Here is a 16538-nt window from a genome sequence, read left to right on the forward strand (position 1 = left end):
CTACAGCAGCGCAGGCCCGGCGGTCGAACTCACCCTGCGTGCCGGGGTGATCACGGCGCCGCCGCGTCGATGGCCTTCACGATCCGCTTGTCCGAGACGGGATACGCCGTGCCCAGCGCGTGCGCGAAGTAGCTGACGCGGAGCTCCTCGATCATCCAGCGGATGTCCAGGGCCTCCTGGGGCACGGGCCGGCCCGACGGCAGCTGTTCGAGGAGCCACAGGTACTCGTCCCGCATCTCGTGGACCTTCGCCATGCGCGTGGTGTCCCGCTGGACGTTCGTAGGCATCTGCTGGAGCCGCCGGTCCGCCGCCACCATGTACCGCATCAGGTCCGGCAGACGCCGCAGGCCCGTCTCCGTCACGAAGCCCGGTTTGATGAGGGAGTTCAGCTGCTCCCGCACGTCCGACAGATTGGGGAGGAGCACCGCGCTCTTCGTCGACTTCAGGCGCCGCTCGCAGGCCTGCCACGCGGCGAGGACCTGCTCCACCTGGCCGACCGCCCGCACGGTGGTGTCGACGATCTCCGCACGCACCTTGTCGAACAGCTTGCGGTACGACTCCTCGTCCCAGACGGGCCCGCCGAAGTCCGCGATCAGTTTGTCCGCCGCGGCCATCGCGCAGTCGTCGAAGAGCGCCTGCATGGAGCCGTGCGGATTCGCCGACAGGGCGAGCTTCTGCTGGTTGGACAGCTTGTCCGAGGCGAACTTGCCCGGATTGACGGGGATGTTGCGCAGGATGAGCCGGCGCGTGCCGCGCCACATCGCCTGCCGCTGCTCCGCCTCGGTGTCGAAGAGACGTACGGAGACGGTGTCGCCGTCGTCCACGAGGGCCGGGTACGCCTTCACCGGCTGCCCCGCACGGCGGGTCTCGAAGACGCGGCTGAGCGTGCCGATGGTCCAGTCCGTAAGTCCCGCGCGCTCCACGGCCGCGCCGCCCGTCCGCTCGGCGGTCGCCGCGGCCGCCTGCGAGAGCGCCTGACGGGCCTTCGGCTTCAGCCGCAGCTTGAGCGCTTCGAGGTCCTTGTCCTCGGCGAGCTTGCGACGCCGCTCGTCGGTGATCCGGAACGTGATCTTCAAGTGGTCGGGTACGCGCGTCAGATCGAAGTCGTCGGGCGTGACCGGCACACCGACCATCCGCTGGAGCTCACGCGCCAGCGTGACGTGCAGCGGCTCCTGGAGGGGGACGGCGCGCTCCAGAAACGCCTTCGCGAAGTTCGGCGCCGGGACGTAGTTCCGCCGGATCGGCTTCGGCAGGGAGCGGATCAGTTCGATGACCACGTCCTCGCGCAGACCCGGGATCTGCCAGTCGAAGCCCTCGTCCGTGACCTGGTTCAGCACCTGGAGCGGGATGTGGACCGTGACGCCGTCCGCGTCCGCGCCCGGCTCGAACTGATACGTCACCCGGAACTTCAGCGGCCCCTGACGCCACGAGTCGGGGTAGTCGTCCTTGGAGACGTCACCCGCCTTCTCGTTGATGAGCATCGACCGCTCGAAGTCGAGCAGTTCGGGCTCTTCCCGCTGCTGCTTCTTCCACCAGGAGTCGAAGTGGGCGCCCGAGACGACGTCTTCGGGGACCCGCTGGTCGTAGAAGTCGAAGAGCGTCTCGTCGTCGACGAGGATGTCGCGGCGCCGCGCGCGGTGCTCCAGCTCCTCGACCTCGGTGAGGAGCTTGCGGTTGGCGGCGAAGAACTTGTGGTGCGTGCGCCAGTCGCCCTCGACGAGCGCGTTGCGGATGAACAGGTCGCGGGAGACCTCGGGGTCGATCCGGCCGTAGTTCACCTTGCGCTGGGCGACGATCGGGACGCCGTACAGCGTCACCTTCTCGTACGCCATCACGGCCGCCGCGTCCTTCTCCCAGTGCGGCTCGCTGTACGTCCGCTTGAGCAGGTGCTCGGCGAGCGGCTCGACCCACTCGGGCTCGATCTTCGCGTTGACGCGGGCCCACAGGCGGGACGTCTCGACCAGCTCGGCGGACATGATGAAGCGCGGCGGCTTCTTGAAGAGCGCCGAGCCGGGGAAGATCGCGAACTTGGCGTTGCGGGCGCCGATGTACTCGTTACGGCCGCCGCCGCGCTGCTTGGGGTCCTTCTCCTTGCTGTCCTTCGACTCCTTCACGTCCTTCATCCCGATGTGGGAGAGCAGACCGGCCAGGAGCGAGATGTGGACGCGGTCCTCGGGGGCGTCGTCCTCGTTGAGGTGGATGCCCAGCTGCTTGGCGACCGTACGCAGCTGCGTATAGATGTCCTGCCACTCGCGGATCCGCAGGAAGTTCAGGTACTCCGCCTTGCACATGCGGCGGAAGGCCGACGAGCCGCGCTCCTTCTGCTGCTCGCGGACGTACCGCCACAGGTTGAGGAAGGCCAGGAAGTCGGAGGTCTCGTCCTTGAAGCGGGCGTGCTGCTGGTCGGCCTGGGCCTGCTTCTCCGCCGGGCGCTCGCGCGGGTCCTGGATGGAGAGCGCCGCCGCGATCACCATGACCTCGCGCACGCAGCCGTTCTTGTCGGCCTCCAGGACCATGCGGGCCAGGCGGGGGTCCACCGGCAGCTGGGCCAGCTTGCGGCCCTGCTGGGTGAGGCGCTTCTTCGGGTCCTTCTGCGTCGGGTCCAGCGCGCCGAGCTCCTGGAGGAGCTGGACGCCGTCGCGGATGTTGCGGTGGTCCGGCGGGTCGATGAAGGGGAACTTCTCGATGTCGCCGAGGCCGGCCGCGGTCATCTGGAGGATGACGGAGGCGAGGTTCGTACGGAGGATCTCCGCGTCCGTGAACTCGGGGCGGGAGACGAAGTCGTCCTCGCTGTACAGCCGAATGCAGATGCCGTCCGACGTACGGCCGCAGCGGCCCTTGCGCTGGTTGGCGCTGGCCTGGCTGATCGCCTCGATGGGCAGGCGCTGCACCTTCGTGCGGTGGCTGTAGCGGGAGATGCGGGCCGTGCCCGGGTCGATCACGTACTTGATGCCGGGGACCGTCAGGGAGGTCTCGGCGACGTTCGTCGCGAGGACGATGCGTCTGCCGGTGTGCTGCTGGAAGACCCGGTGCTGCTCGGCGTGCGACAGGCGGGCGTAGAGGGGCAGGACTTCCGTGAACCGGTAGTTCTTCTTGTTCAGCGCGTCCGCCGTGTCGCGGATCTCGCGCTCCCCGGAGAGGAATACGAGAATGTCGCCCTTGCCCTCCGCCTGGAGCTCCTCGACGGCGTCCGTGATCGCGGTGATCTGGTCGCGGTCGGAGTCGTCGCCGTCCTCTTCGAGGAGGGGCCGGTAGCGCACCTCCACCGGGAACGTGCGCCCGCTGACCTCGACGATCGGGGCGTCCCCGAAGTGCCGCGAGAACCGCTCGGGGTCGATGGTCGCCGACGTGATGACGACCTTCAGGTCCGGGCGCCTGGGCAGCAGCTGGGCCAGATAGCCGAGCAGGAAGTCGATGTTGAGCGAGCGCTCGTGGGCCTCGTCGATGATGATCGTGTCGTACGCGCGCAGCTCGCGGTCCGTCTGGATCTCGGCCAGCAGGATGCCGTCCGTCATCAGCTTGACGAACGTGCCCTCCGGATTGACCTGGTCCGTGAAGCGGACCTTCCAGCCGACGGCCTCGCCCAGCGGCGTGTCCATCTCCTCGGCCACGCGCTCGGCGACCGTACGGGCCGCGATGCGGCGCGGCTGCGTGTGGCCGATCATGCCGCGCACGCCCCGGCCCAGCTCCAGACAGATCTTGGGGATCTGCGTGGTCTTGCCGGAACCGGTCTCGCCCGCGACGATCACGACCTGGTGGTCGCGGATCGCGGCGGCGATGTCGTCCTTCTTCTGGCTGACCGGGAGCTGCTCGGGGTACGTGATCGCGGGCACGCGGGAGCCGCGCTCGGCCATCCGTGCCGCGGCCTTCTCCACGTCCGCCGCGATCTCGGCGAGGACGGCGGCACGGGCCTCGGGCTTGCGGATGCGGCGCGCACCCTCCAGCCGGCGGCCGATCCGGTGCTCGTCGCGCAGCGAGAGCTCGGTCAGGCGGGGGGCGAGGGTGTCGAGGGTGAGGGCGGGCTGCGTAGACATACGCCGTCCAGGATCTCACCCGCCGCTCGGCGGTGGCGAACCGATTTCCCGGGCGGTGCGCCCCGGCACGTACGATTCCGGGCATGTTGTCCCGTGCGCGTCTGTCGTGGTGCCCCTTGGTGGGGGTCCTGCTCGTCGTGCTCGGGGCGTTCTGCGGGCCCGCGGTGGCCGTGGAACCGGTGGTGAAACCGACGGCGTCGGTGCAGGTCGTTTCGGTGCAGGCCGTGGAGTCCGCCGGGGTGCCCGGCTGCGGCAAGGGCGCCCAGCGGGACGCCGGTCAGGCTCCCGCGACCCCGCCACGCTCCAGTTCCGCGTACGAGCTGCTGCCCGCCCTGCATCAGGCCCATGCCGCGTCCGGCGCGTGGGGCGTCGGGCAGCCGGTGCCGCTGCTGACACCGGAGCGCGGGCCGCCGCCGCTCACGCCGCCTTCCCCTGTGGATCTCTCGATCCTGCGCGTGTAGGGGCCCCCGTACCCCGGGGCCCCTTCCACCACATACACGTACAGGAACAGAGAGAACTTCTCGATGCCCAAGAGCGACAACAACAAAAAGAAGAACATCGCCATCGGCGCGGGCGTGGCCCTCGCCGCGCTGCTGCTCGGCGCCGCTTCCTACAGCGCCACCAAGCCCGATGAGCCCTCTTCGGTCACCGCGAAGGAGGAACCCGCCGCGGACGTCTCCGCCGAGCCGCGGGCCGGGGCCTACCCCGAGCTGGAGAAGCTCGCGCGGCGCGACGCCGGGGACCCGCTCGCGCAGGGCCGCGCTGACGCGCCCGTCGTGATGGTCGAGTACGCCGACTTCAAGTGCGGCTTCTGCGGAAAGTTCGCCCGCGACACCGAGCCGGGCCTCGTGAAGAGGTACGTCGACGAAGGCGTCCTGCGCATCGAGTGGCGCAACTTCCCGATCTTCGGCGAGGACTCCGAGCGGGCCGCGCGCGGCGCGTGGGCGGCGGGGAAGCAGGGGCGCTTCTGGCAGTTCCACGAGGCCGCGTACGCCGAGGGGTCCAAGGAGAAGGGCTTCGGCGAGAGCCGGCTGAAGGAACTCGCCGAGGAGGCGGGCGTCAAGAACGTCGACCGCTTCGTCCGCGACGCCGGGAGCGACGCGGCCGAGGCGGCCGTGAAGAAGGACCAGGAGGAGGCGTACGGCCTCGGCGCCACCTCGACGCCGTCCTTCCTCGTCAACGGGCGGCCCATCTCGGGCGCGCAGCCGGACCAGGTCTTCGACCAGGCGATCGAGGCGGCGGCCAAGAGTGCCGGGCGCGCGGGCGGTCCGGCGGGCGGCAAGGGCGGTTCGGAGTGACCGCCGATGTGGGGTACTTCGCCGCGTTCCTGGGCGGGCTGCTCGCTCTCGTCAGTCCGTGCAGCGCACTGCTCCTGCCCGCCTTCTTCGCGTACTCGATCGACTCCACCTCCCGCCTCGTCGCGCGGACCGGCATCTTCTACGCCGGTCTCGCCACGACCCTGGTACCGCTGGGCGCGGCCGGGTCCTACGCCGGGCGGTTCTTCTTCGGCCACCGCGACCAGCTGGTGCTCGTCGCCGGGTGGCTGATCATCGGGCTCGGGGTGCTCCAGATCGTGGGGATGGGGTTCGCCTCGCGCAGGATCGCGGAGCTGTCGGGCCGCATCCGGCCGACGACGGCGGTCTCCGTGTACGCGCTGGGGGCGGTGTACGGGCTCGCCGGGTTCTGCGCCGGCCCGATCCTCGGCAGCGTCCTGACGGTCGCGGCGGTCAGCGGGAGCCCTGTGTACGGCGGGCTGCTCCTCGCCGTCTACGCGCTGGGCATGGCCGTGCCGCTCTTCCTCCTCGCGCTGCTCTGGGAGCGGTTCGACCTGGGGCGGCGGAGGTGGCTGCGGGGGCGGGCCTTCCGCGTCGGCCGCTTCGAGCTGCACACGACCTCGCTGCTCTCCGGGCTCTTCTTCGTCGGCCTCGGGGCGCTCTTCCTCGCCTACGACGGTACGACCGCGCTGCCGGGCCTCCTGGACGTGGACGACTCGTTCGCGGTGGAGCAGTGGGCCGGGGGCGTCGGCAGGGCCGTGCCGGACTCGGTGCTGCTGATCGGCGTCGTGGTGCTGGTGGGGGCGGGGCTTGCGGTGCGGGGGTGGCGACGGAGGGAGAAGTCCGTTTCGTCAGCCGCTGAGTGAGTTCGTCGGCTACTGGGCGCGTAGGTCGCTTATATCTGGTTTAGCGTATTCGTATGCCTGATCATGAGCCGGGACAGCAGAGTCAGCATCCGCACGGCGCGGGTGGCGCGCATGGGGCGCACGGGCGGGTGCCCACCCTCGGTGAGCGGTGGGACGCCTTCAAGCAGTCGCCGTTTCTGCCCGCGATCGTGCTCGTCTTCATCCTGGCGGCCGCCGCGGGCCTCTTCGCGGGCTCGTACACGTACTCGATGGCGAACCCGACGCCCCACCACGTCCCCACGGCCGTCGTCGGCTCACCGGACGCGGCGCACGGCAAGGCCTTCCTCGGCGGCATGGAGAAGGCGCTGAACGCGTCGCTGGAGGTGCGGCGGTACGACAGTGTGGCCGGGGCCCGGCGGGACGTGGAGGAGCAGAAGGTCTTCGCGATCCTCGACGTGGGTGACGAGAAGGTGACGCTGGATGTCTCCGGGGCGTCCGGCGCCTCGGTCGCGCAGGTGTTCGCGGAGACCGCGCCGAAGGTGGGCGAGAAGGTCGGGGTCCCGGTCACGGTGAGGGACATCAATCCGCTGCAGGACGGCGATCCCCGGGGGCTCGCCATCTTCTACATCTCCCTGGCGGCGGTGATCATCGGCTTCGTCGGGGCGATCCAGCTGAGCGTGCACGCGCGGGGGCTGAACCCGGCGGAGCGGATCGGCTTCACGGCGCTGTACGCGCTGCTCGGGGCGTTCGTCATCGCGGCGGTCGTCGACTGGTGGCTGGGGGCGGTGGATCTGCCGTTCGTGGAGTCGTGGCTGATCCTGGCGCTGACGATGTTCGCGTCCGGGATGGTCTTCTCCATGTTCAACACCATGTTCGGACGGTGGGCGATGCTGCCGACGTGGGGCTTGATGGTGCTCCTCGGGAACCCGTCGTCCGGGGGCGCGGTGTCGTGGCCGCTGCTTCCCTCGGTGCTGGGGCACATCGGGCAGTGGCTGCCGCCCGGGGCGTCCGTCAACGCGCAGCACACGGCGGTGTACTTCGGCGGGCACCAGCATGCGTTCCCGTTTCTGGTGCTCGGGGGGTGGGCGCTGTTGTCCTGCGCGGTGTTCTGGGTGTGGCGGCACCGGCATCCGGGGGGACGGGTGGCTGCGGCGGCCCATGCGGCGGCCTGACTCGGCGTGAGCCCCCCGGCGGGCGGAGTGGGGAACGGCGAAGGCCCCGTCCAGGGGACGGGGCCTTCGGTGAGGTGGCTGGGGCCGGGATCGAACCGGCGACCTATCGCTTTTCAGGCGATCGCTCGTACCAACTGAGCTACCCAGCCACGCGACCCACGAGGAATCGCAAGCGGTCCTGACGGGATTTGAACCCGCGGCCTCCACCTTGACAGGGTGGCGAGCACTCCAAACTGCTCCACAGGACCAAGCATTGTGCGAGCACTAGTCTCGCACAAGGTGTTACGTGCCCCCAACGGGATTCGAACCCGTGCTACCGCCTTGAAAGGGCGGCGTCCTGGGCCACTAGACGATGAGGGCTAAGGGCCCGCCTGGGCGCTTTGCAGCGCGTCGGGGACGTGAGAAGCATATGGGATGCGGAGAGGTATCGCCAAAACACTTATCGGCGCCCCGGGGCGGGCTCCCCGGAAGACCGCCCGGCAGGCCGATCGGAAGCCCGACCGGAAGACCGCCCCGGTGAGGAGCCGGGAGCTGTAGAAGGTGCCGTCGGGGAAGGTGTCGCACCAGGCTGGTTCTCCTTGGGCAGATGGCGGCTGACCTCCGCCTTCGTCAGGCCGAGCCCGCCCAGCTTGATCTCGTCCCAGGCCTGGAGCCGCTTGCTCGTGCGGTCCAGGTAGAGGACGGACGCCTCGACCGGGTCGGGGTACTTGCCCTCGACCGCCCGCAGCCCGCTGCCGCCCGTCGAGCCCTCGATGCGCAGCCGCGTCCCCCCGTCCATGACCTCCATCTCCTGGTGGTGGACGTGCCCCGCGAGGACCAGCGGCACCTCGCCGTCCGTCTGGCGCGCCGCCGTCGGGTTGTGCGCGATCGCCACGTCGACCGGGGTGCCGGCGGCCCGTTCGGCGCGCAGGGCCGACGCGAGGCGGATGCCTGCCATGCGCTGGACCGAGTCGCCGTCCGCCTTCTCCGAGCGGTCGGGGGTGTACTGCGGGTCGCCGATCCCGGCGAGGCGCAGCCCGGCGACGGTCTCCGCCTCGCCGTCGTCGAGCACGTGGACGTTCTTGAAGCGCTCCAGATAGCGCTGGGTGGTGAACGAGTCGTGGTTGCCGCGCACCCACACGTAGGGGGCGCCGAGTTCCTCGATGGGGTCGAGGAAGGCGTTCTCGGCGGCCGAGCCGTGGTCCATGGTGTCGCCGGAGTCGACGATGACGTCGATGTCGTACTGCTCGACGAGGGAGGCGATGATCTTCCAGCTCGCCGGGTTGAGATGGATGTCGGAGACGTGCAGGACCCGCATGGTGGTGGGGTCCGGCTGGTACGCGGGAAGCGTGGACGTCACGTCGTACAGCTTGGTGACGTTGGTGACCAGACGGGCCAACTCCTGCTGATAGATGTCGAATTCGGACACGATGCTGCGGGCGTTGCCGACGACGGAGGGGGCGCTGCTGAGGAGGCCGGAGAACTTGGGCTCCAGGACCGACTTGGGGTTCCAGGTGGCGTACGCGGCCGTGCCCGACGCCGCGAGCAGGGCGAGCGCCAGACCGCCCGCCGCGAGCGCGCGGCGCGGGCGGCGGTAGACGGCGAGGCCGAGTGCGGTGGCGCCCGAGACGACGGCGACACAGGAGCGTACGGCCAGGTCGAGCGTGCCGTGGCCGACGTCGCGCGCGACCTCGTCCTGAAGGCCCGCGAGCCGCTCCGGGTGGTCGACCAGGGCCCGGGAGCGCACCGGATCGAGGCGGTCGACGTCCACGTCCAGGCGGATGGGGGCCGTGTGGGAGCGCAGCTCCAGGGCGCCCAGCGGGGAGACATTGATCTTCGTACCGCCGGTCAGGGACGGGCGGAGCGTCATCCGGGTGTCCATGGGGCCGACCGGCGCGCGCACGCTGCCGACGATCAGCAGGCCGAGCCAGGCGCCGAGAAGTACGACGGCTACGAGGCCGAGGGCGCGGGTGTACGGGTGCGGTGGACTCACCAGCTCGCCGGCCGGATGCGCGCGGCGAGTGCGGTAGTGGCCTACGAGGGCGGCTGCCGCCCTTCGTACGCCTTGGGGAACGACCATGAAGGCGCGAGCCATTGGTCCCGTATGCCCAATTGCGGCGATCGGTATGCCCTGACGGGGGCGGCGGCGTGGCTGACAATGGGGGTGTGCTGGAGATGACGCGCGAGGAGTTCGAGGAACTGGTCGGCGAGGCTCTCGACCGGATTCCGCCGGAGTTGACGCGGTTGATGGACAACGTGGCCGTTTTTGTCGAGGACGAGCCGCCCACCGACGATCCCGAGTTGCTCGGGCTGTACGAAGGGACTCCGCTGACCGATCGGGGTGAGTGGTACGCGGGTGTCCTGCCGGACCGCATCACCATTTACCGGGGGCCCACGCTCCGGATGTGCGAGTCGCGCGAGGAGGTGGTCGCCGAGACGGAGATCACGGTGGTGCACGAGGTGGCGCACCACTTCGGGATCGACGACACCCGGCTGCACGCGCTCGGGTACGGGTGAGCGGGGCCGGGCGAGCGGGCACGGGCGGGGTGCGGGCGGGCGGGTGCGCGGATGACGTCCGTGTCCTCTTGTGGGCCAGGGGAGTTGGACAGGGTGTCCCGATTCTCAGCGCCTCAGGAGGTGCTCGGCCGTGCGTCAGTTGTACGTTCCCGTCCGTTGGGCCGCGGTCGCGGTGGCCGTCGCGGCGACCACGGGCTGCATGAGCATCAGTGACGACGGGAACGCGCCGCGGCCCGGGCACACCTCGGGAGACCGCGAAGGGGCGGCCGCGTCCGACGGCAAGCCGGTGACCCGGGGCGACGACGTCGCGGTCGGAGGCGAGCGCGGGCAGGGCCGGGACAAGGGCAAGGCCGACGGCAAGGGCAGAGGCAAGGGCAGAGGCAAGGGCGAACGCGGGCCCGCGGGCGAGGGCGACGGTGCCCCGGCGGGCGACGAGTCACCCGCCGGGGGCAGGAAGCCGTCGGAGTCGGCCTCCGCCCCGGACCCCGTGAGGCCGACGAAGCCGGGCGGGCCCAGCAAGCCCACGCCGACCCGGCCGAAGCCGACCCCCACGCGGTCCAGCGAGGAGCCCGATCCGCCGAAGCCCACGCCGAGCCCGACGCCGGTGCCGACCACTCCGGAGCCCTCTTCGTCGGCGCACGACGGGCCGGGGCAGGGCGCGCAGCTGCAGCGGCGCGACGCGGGGATCGCGGAGCGCGAGCCGTCGCCCGAGGCGGGGCCGCGGTAGCTGCCGCGGTGGACGGCCGCGGTCCGTCGCGGTCTGTCGCGGTCGATCGTGGTCGGCGCGGTCGATCGTGGTCGGTCGCGGGTGGGGCCGGGCCCACGTATGCGTACGTTTGCGCAGGTGGGAGGGGGTCGGCGGGGGGCGGTTTGCCATATGGGGCGGGGGGTGCGTATGGTGGTAGATCGTTTGATACCACTTGCCCGGCGCCGACACAGAAGAGCGCCGCGTGGCGCGTACTCTCCCTTGCCGTGGCTGACCGCATCGAGGCGGTCCATTGCGAAATCACGGAGTTGACGGGCGCGTGCCGAAACTCCGGAAGGTTTCGCATTTCGTATGTCCATTTTCAGTTCTGACCAGGCCGTCCTGCCCGAGAACGACGAGAACGTGATCGTCGAGACGGCTGTCGCCGCCGAGGTCGCCGAGGTCGCCACGGTCGTTGAGACCGCCGAGGTCGTCGAGATCGTCGAGACTGTCGACGCCGTCAAGGCCGTCGAGAGCGAGGCCGTGGAGGCCGCCGCCGAGACCGTCGAGACCGCCGAGACCGTCGCCGCTGTGGAGGTCGTCGAGACCGCCGCCGCCGAGATCGTCGTCGGGTCCGAGGACGTCACCGAGGTCGCTGCCGAGGCTGACGCCGAGGTCGAGGCCGACGCCGACGCCGAGCCCGAGATGACCTTCACCGACCTCGGTCTGCCCGAGGGCATCGTCCGCAAGCTCGCGCAGAACGGCGTGACCACGCCCTTCCCGATCCAGGCCGCGACCATCCCGGACGCCCTGGCCGGCAAGGACATCCTCGGCCGTGGCCGCACCGGCTCCGGCAAGACCCTCTCCTTCGGCCTGCCGATGCTGGCGACGCTCGCCCAGGGCGGCCGCACCGAGAAGAAGAAGCCCCGCGGCATCATCCTCACCCCGACCCGTGAGCTCGCGATGCAGGTCGCGGACGCCCTCCAGCCCTACGGCGACGTACTCGGCCTGAAGATGAAGGTCGTCTGCGGCGGTACGTCCATGGGCAACCAGATCTACGCCCTTGAGCGCGGCGTCGACATCCTCGTCGCCACCCCGGGCCGTCTGCGCGACATCATCAGCCGCGGCGCCTGCTCGCTGGAGAACACCCAGATCGCCGTTCTCGACGAGGCCGACCAGATGTCCGACCTGGGCTTCCTGCCCGAGGTCACCGAGCTGCTCGACCAGGTTCCGGGCGGCGGCCAGCGCATGCTGTTCTCCGCCACGATGGAGAACGAGATCTCCACGCTGGTCAAGCGCTACCTGACCAACCCGGTGACGCACGAGGTCGACAGCGCCCAGGGCAACGTCACGACCATGACGCACCACATCCTGATCGTGAAGCCCCGCGACAAGGCGCCCGTCACGGCCGCCATCGCCGCGCGCAAGGGCCGCACGATCATCTTCGTCCGCACCCAGCTGGGCGCCGACCGCATCGCCGAGCAGCTCTGCGACTCGGGTGTGAAGGCCGACGCGCTGCACGGCGGCATGACGCAGGGTGCCCGCACCCGCGTCCTCGAAGACTTCAAGAAGGGCTACGTCAACGCCCTCGTCGCCACCGACGTCGCCGCGCGCGGCATCCACGTCGACGGCATCGACCTGGTCCTGAACGTGGACCCGGCCGGCGACCACAAGGACTACCTGCACCGCTCCGGCCGCACCGCGCGTGCCGGCCGCTCCGGCACGGTCGTCTCCCTGTCGCTGCCGCACCAGCGCCGCCAGATCTTCCGCCTGATGGAGGACGCGGGCGTCGACGCCACGCGCCACATCATCAACGGCGGCGGCACCTTCGACCCGGAGGTCGCCGAGATCACCGGCGCCCGCTCGATGACCGAGGTGCAGGCGGACTCCGCGGGCAACGCCGCGACCCAGGCCGAGCGTGAGGTCCGTGACCTCACCAAGGAGCTGGAGCGCGCCCAGCGCCGCGCCGCCGAGCTGCGCGAGGAGGCCGACCGCCTCACCGCGCGTGCCGCCCGTGAGCGTGGCGAGGACCCGGAGGCCGCGATCGCCGAGGCCACCGCTGCGGCCGCCGAGGCCGTCGTCGAGGCCGCCGCCGCGTCCGTCCCGGAGCAGCCGACCGCCGAGCGAGCCGAGCGAGCCGAGCGCGTCGAGCGCCCCGCTCGCGAGGAGCGTTCGTCGTCCTCGTCCTCGTACGAGAACCGTCGTCCGCAGCGCGACGAGCGCGGCAACTACGAGCGTGAGCGCCGTGACGACCATGGTGGCCGTTCCTTCGAGCGTCGTGACGACCGCGGTGGCTCCGGCTTCCGTGGTGGCGACCGTCGCGAGGGTGGCGACCGCGGCGGCTTCAACCGTGACCGTGGCAACGACCGTGGTGGCCGTTCCTTCGAGCGTCGTGACGACCGCGGTGGCTCCGGCTTCCGTCGTGACGACCGCCCCTCGGGCGGCGACCGTGGCGGCTTCAACCGCGACCGCAACGACCGTGGCGGCTCGGGCTCCGGCTCCGGCTTCCGTCGTGACGACCGTCCGTCGGGTGGTTTCCGTGGCGGCGAGCGCCGTGACGACAACCGCGGTGGCTCCGGCTTCCGCCGTGACGACCGTCCCTCGGGCGGCGACCGTGGCGGCTCGGGCTCCGGCTTCCGTCGTGACGACCGTCCGTCGGGTGGTTTCCGTGGCGGCGAGCGCCGTGACGACAACCGCGGTGGCTCCGGCTCCGGCTCCAGCTTCCGCCGCGACGACCGCCCCGCAGGTGGCCACCGCGGCAGCGACCGTCCGTTCAACCGTGACCGTCGCGACGACCGCCCCGCCGGCGGCGCCCGCTCCGGCGGCCACGACCGCCCGACGTTCAACCGCCGCGACGACCGCTCCGGCACCGGCACGGGCTCCTTCGGCCGCCGCGACGACAAGCCGCGCTGGAAGCGCAACAGCTGACGGCACTGAGCCGAGCTGAGTCTCCCTGACAGACAGTGGCCCCCACCCGAATCCGGGTGGGGGCCACTGCTGCGTGCGGCGGTACGATCAGGCAACTCTGGGGAGGACGCGGCGGCCGGGGGCTGGACCGCCGTCCGCGACAGGCTCCTCCCCGCACCCTGGGGAGGGACTTCTGTGGGCTCCCCGCGGGCGTGTATGACCGTACGGAGAAGAAGACGGTTCCCGTCCCCCGGGGCGAGGCGCTGCTCGGCGACGGCTACGTGGTCACGCACGACAAGTCGGCGGCGAAGCTCGAACTGACCACGGTGTCGGGCGGCACGGCCGCCACCCGGCGCATCGGTGACCTGCCCGACACGGGCGTCTCCCAGCGCCATGTGCGGTGGACCGTCGACAAGTCCGGCACCGCCGCCTACGTCGACGCGCAGGAACGCGTGCACCTCGTGGCGTCCGGCGAGCCCGCCCAGCCGCTGACACAGCTGGCCCCCGCTGACAACGCCGCCACCGTCCGCGCGACCACCCGGGACGCCGTGCCCCGGGCACCCTCACACGGCTGCTCCTCTCCAAGCCCGCGGCGGGCTGGAAGCTGACCGTCCGCGCCCGGACCACCGGCCAGGTCGTGGACACGGCCGAGGGCGGTGCCGTGCGGGGCGACCTGACCGTGGGCTGGCACGGTGCCGACCGTGCGGCAGCGGGCGACGCGCTCTTCCCCAACGGCGCCTACGACTGGACGCTGTCCGTACGGCCCCTGGACGGAGCGGGCGCGCCGTTGGAGACGCGGGGCACGGTCATGCTGCGCGGCGGCGGTTCCGTGCGCCACGACCACGTGGGCGCCGACGCCGAACCCGACGGGGCGGGTGACCTGCTCACCCTCAACTCCTCGGGCGGCATGACCTTCCAGCAGGGCGACGGGAAGGGCGGGTTCTCGGGTAAGTCGTCGGCGAGCGGCTGGTCCACCAAGGCGCTCGCGGTGCCCTTCGGGGACATGGACGGCGCCCTGCGCGGATACCGGCCCGAGTGCGGGCAGCCGCTGACCCCGTCGGCCCCGTACAAGAAGCTGGGCACCGGCTGGAACGCGTACGACGTCCTCACCTCCCGGCACAAGGACGGAACGCTGTACCGGTACGCGGGCAAGGGTGACGGCACGGTGAAGGGCCGGGTCGAGGTCTTCACGGACTGGGGCGCCTCGTACAACGCCGTCGTCGGGGTCGGTGACATCACCGGTGACGGCAGGGCCGACCTGGTCGTGCGCGACACCTCGGGGAACCTCTATCGCAACGACGGCAAGGGGAACGGCTCGTTCACCGGGCGGACGAAGATCGCTGGTGGGTGGGGGCACCTACAAGGCATGGCGCATGTCGTGCCCCCGGCGAGGGAATCGCTGGGGGCATGACAAGTGAATCCGGAGAGTGGAAGCAGGCACCACCGGCCACACCCACCACACCCACCACGCCCACCGCCGGCTCCGACGAGGAACGCCTCGCCCAGCTCGGCTACACGCAGGTGCTCGCGCGCCGCATGTCGGCGTTCTCGAACTACGCCGTCTCGTTCACGATCATCTCGGTCCTGTCCGGGTGTCTCACCATGTACCTGTTCGGGATGAACACCGGTGGCCCCGCCCTGATCACCTGGGGGTGGGTCGGAGTCGGCCTGATGACGCTGTTCGTCGGGCTGGCCATGGCGGAGATCTGCTCCGCGTACCCGACCTCCGCCGGGCTCTACTTCTGGGCGCACCGCCTCGCGCCCCGGCGGACGGCGGCGGCCTGGGCGTGGTTCACGGGGTGGTTCAACGTCCTCGGGCAGGTCGCCGTGACCGCGGGCATCGACTTCGGCGCGGCGTCCTTCCTGGGCGCGTATCTGAACCTCCAGTTCGACTTCACCGTCACCGAGGAACGCACGATCCTGCTCTTCGCCGCGATCCTCGTCCTGCACGGGCTGCTCAACACCTTCGGCGTGCGCATCGTCGGGCTGCTCAACAGCATCAGCGTCTGGTGGCACGTGGTGGGCGTCGCCGTCATCGTCGGCGCGCTCACCTTCTCGCCGGACTCGCACCAGTCGCCGTCCTTCGTCTTCACGCACTTCGTGAACAACACGGGGTGGGGCAGCGGGCTGTACGTCGCCCTCATCGGGCTGCTGATGGCCCAGTACACCTTCACCGGGTACGACGCCTCCGCACACATGACCGAGGAGACCCGCGACGCCGCGACGGCCGGCCCCAAGGGCATCGTCCGGTCCATCTGGACGTCCTGGATCGCCGGCTTCGTCCTGCTCCTCGGCTTCACCTTCGCCATCCAGTCGTACGAGGGTGCCCGCGGGTCGGCCACGGGGGCGCCGCCCGCGCAGATCCTGCTCGACGCGCTGGGGGCGAGCGCGGGCAAGCTGCTCCTGCTCGTCGTCATCGGCGCGCAGCTCTTCTGCGGCATGGCGTCCGTGACCGCCAACTCCCGCATGATCTACGCCTTCTCACGGGACGGAGCGCTGCCCTTTTCGCACATCTGGCACTCGGTCAACCCTCGTACGCGTACGCCCGTCGCGGCCGTCTGGCTCGCGGCGCTCGGCGCGCTGGCGCTCGGTCTGCCGTATCTGATCAACGTCACGGCGTACGCGGCGGTGACCTCCATCGCCGTCATCGGGCTCTACATCGCGTACGTCATTCCGACCCTGCTGCGGCTGCGGCGCGGCGACGCCTTCGAGCGGGGCCCCTGGCACCTGGGCCGCTGGTCCCGGCCGGTCGGCGTCGTGGCGGTCGGGTGGGTCGGCGTGATCACCGTCCTGTTCATGCTGCCGCAGGTCTCGCCGGTCACCTGGGAGACCTTCAACTACGCGCCGATCGCGGTACTTGTCGTCCTCGGCTCCGCGGCGACCTGGTGGCTGGTGTCGGCCCGGCACTGGTTCCTCAACCCGGAACACGAGCGCACGCTGGCGCGCGAGGCGGCGCGGGCGGGGCTGCCGGAACCTCAGGATCCGTAGGCGAGGTCGTGCCCCGGCCCGTGCCCGGCCCCTGCCCAGGCCGTAGCCTGGTCCAAGGTCCGGTTCGTTGGCGCGTACCGGCCCTCGACGGCGATACCCGATCGGACGGCGGGGCGTGTCCCGCTATGCTCGGGGGT

Annotated in this window: 12 protein-coding genes and 3 tRNA genes; 10 read left to right on the forward strand and 5 right to left on the reverse strand. The window is 70.9% G+C overall.

The window, feature by feature from the left end:
* Positions 1-50: 50 nt before the first annotated feature.
* Positions 51-4034: an ATP-dependent RNA helicase HrpA gene (gene hrpA / locus ACWDVB_RS21300; protein WP_451516237.1), complete on the reverse strand. Its 3984-nt coding sequence runs from the start codon at positions 4032-4034 to the stop codon at positions 51-53.
* Between the two features lie 83 nt (positions 4035-4117).
* Between hrpA and ACWDVB_RS21305 the strand changes: the two genes are divergently transcribed.
* From ACWDVB_RS21305 to ACWDVB_RS21320, 4 genes are all read left to right on the forward strand, one after another.
* Entirely contained in the window at positions 4118-4495 is a 378-nt protein-coding gene (locus ACWDVB_RS21305) for a hypothetical protein (protein WP_451516238.1), read from the forward strand.
* Between the two features lie 63 nt (positions 4496-4558).
* Positions 4559-5332, forward strand: a complete 774-nt coding sequence (locus ACWDVB_RS21310) for a DsbA family protein (protein WP_451516239.1) — start codon at positions 4559-4561, stop codon at positions 5330-5332.
* Positions 5329-6174: a cytochrome c biogenesis CcdA family protein gene (locus tag ACWDVB_RS21315; RefSeq protein ID WP_451516240.1), complete on the forward strand. Its 846-nt coding sequence runs from the start codon at positions 5329-5331 to the stop codon at positions 6172-6174. Before ACWDVB_RS21310 ends, ACWDVB_RS21315 begins: the two co-directional genes overlap by 4 nt.
* Before the next feature lie 53 nt (positions 6175-6227).
* Positions 6228-7325 (forward strand): ABC transporter permease, encoded by a 1098-nt coding sequence (locus tag ACWDVB_RS21320; protein WP_451516241.1) that lies wholly within the window; start codon positions 6228-6230, stop codon positions 7323-7325.
* 75 nt (positions 7326-7400) lie between these two features.
* On the opposite strand, the gene ACWDVB_RS21325 is transcribed toward ACWDVB_RS21320, so the two are convergent.
* The 4 genes from ACWDVB_RS21325 to ACWDVB_RS21340 all read right to left on the reverse strand — a co-directional run bounded on the left by ACWDVB_RS21325 (position 7401) and on the right by ACWDVB_RS21340 (position 9384).
* Positions 7401-7474, reverse strand: a tRNA-Phe gene (locus ACWDVB_RS21325).
* 24 nt (positions 7475-7498) lie between these two features.
* Positions 7499-7573, reverse strand: a tRNA-Asp gene (locus ACWDVB_RS21330).
* Between the two features lie 39 nt (positions 7574-7612).
* Positions 7613-7685 (reverse strand) — tRNA-Glu (locus ACWDVB_RS21335).
* 79 nt (positions 7686-7764) lie between these two features.
* Positions 7765-9384: a metallophosphoesterase family protein gene (locus ACWDVB_RS21340; protein WP_451516242.1), complete on the reverse strand. Its 1620-nt coding sequence runs from the start codon at positions 9382-9384 to the stop codon at positions 7765-7767.
* Between the two features lie 86 nt (positions 9385-9470).
* Between ACWDVB_RS21340 and ACWDVB_RS21345 the strand changes: the two genes are divergently transcribed.
* The 6 genes from ACWDVB_RS21345 to ACWDVB_RS21370 all read left to right on the forward strand — a co-directional run bounded on the left by ACWDVB_RS21345 (position 9471) and on the right by ACWDVB_RS21370 (position 16401).
* On the forward strand, positions 9471-9821 hold the full coding sequence (locus tag ACWDVB_RS21345; protein ID WP_451516281.1) for a metallopeptidase family protein: 351 nt from the start codon (positions 9471-9473) through the stop codon (positions 9819-9821).
* Between the two features lie 199 nt (positions 9822-10020).
* Positions 10021-10548, forward strand: a complete 528-nt coding sequence (locus ACWDVB_RS21350; RefSeq protein WP_451611985.1) for a hypothetical protein — start codon at positions 10021-10023, stop codon at positions 10546-10548.
* Positions 10549-10878: 330 nt separating this feature from the next.
* Entirely contained in the window at positions 10879-13434 is a 2556-nt protein-coding gene (locus ACWDVB_RS21355) for a DEAD/DEAH box helicase (RefSeq protein WP_451516244.1), read from the forward strand.
* 191 nt (positions 13435-13625) lie between these two features.
* A complete protein-coding gene (locus ACWDVB_RS21360; RefSeq protein ID WP_451516245.1) occupies positions 13626-14021 on the forward strand; it encodes a hypothetical protein in 396 nt (131 codons plus the stop codon).
* 29 nt (positions 14022-14050) lie between these two features.
* The gene (locus tag ACWDVB_RS21365; RefSeq protein WP_451516246.1) at positions 14051-14824 is read left to right on the forward strand and encodes an FG-GAP repeat domain-containing protein; all 774 of its coding nucleotides are present in this window, start codon (positions 14051-14053) and stop codon (positions 14822-14824) included.
* A complete protein-coding gene (locus tag ACWDVB_RS21370) occupies positions 14821-16401 on the forward strand; it encodes an amino acid permease (protein WP_451516247.1) in 1581 nt (526 codons plus the stop codon). The genes ACWDVB_RS21365 and ACWDVB_RS21370 overlap by 4 nt, the downstream gene beginning before the upstream one ends.
* The last annotated feature ends 137 nt before the right edge of the window (positions 16402-16538 follow it).

The organism is Streptomyces sp. NPDC003379 (assembly GCF_053589195.1).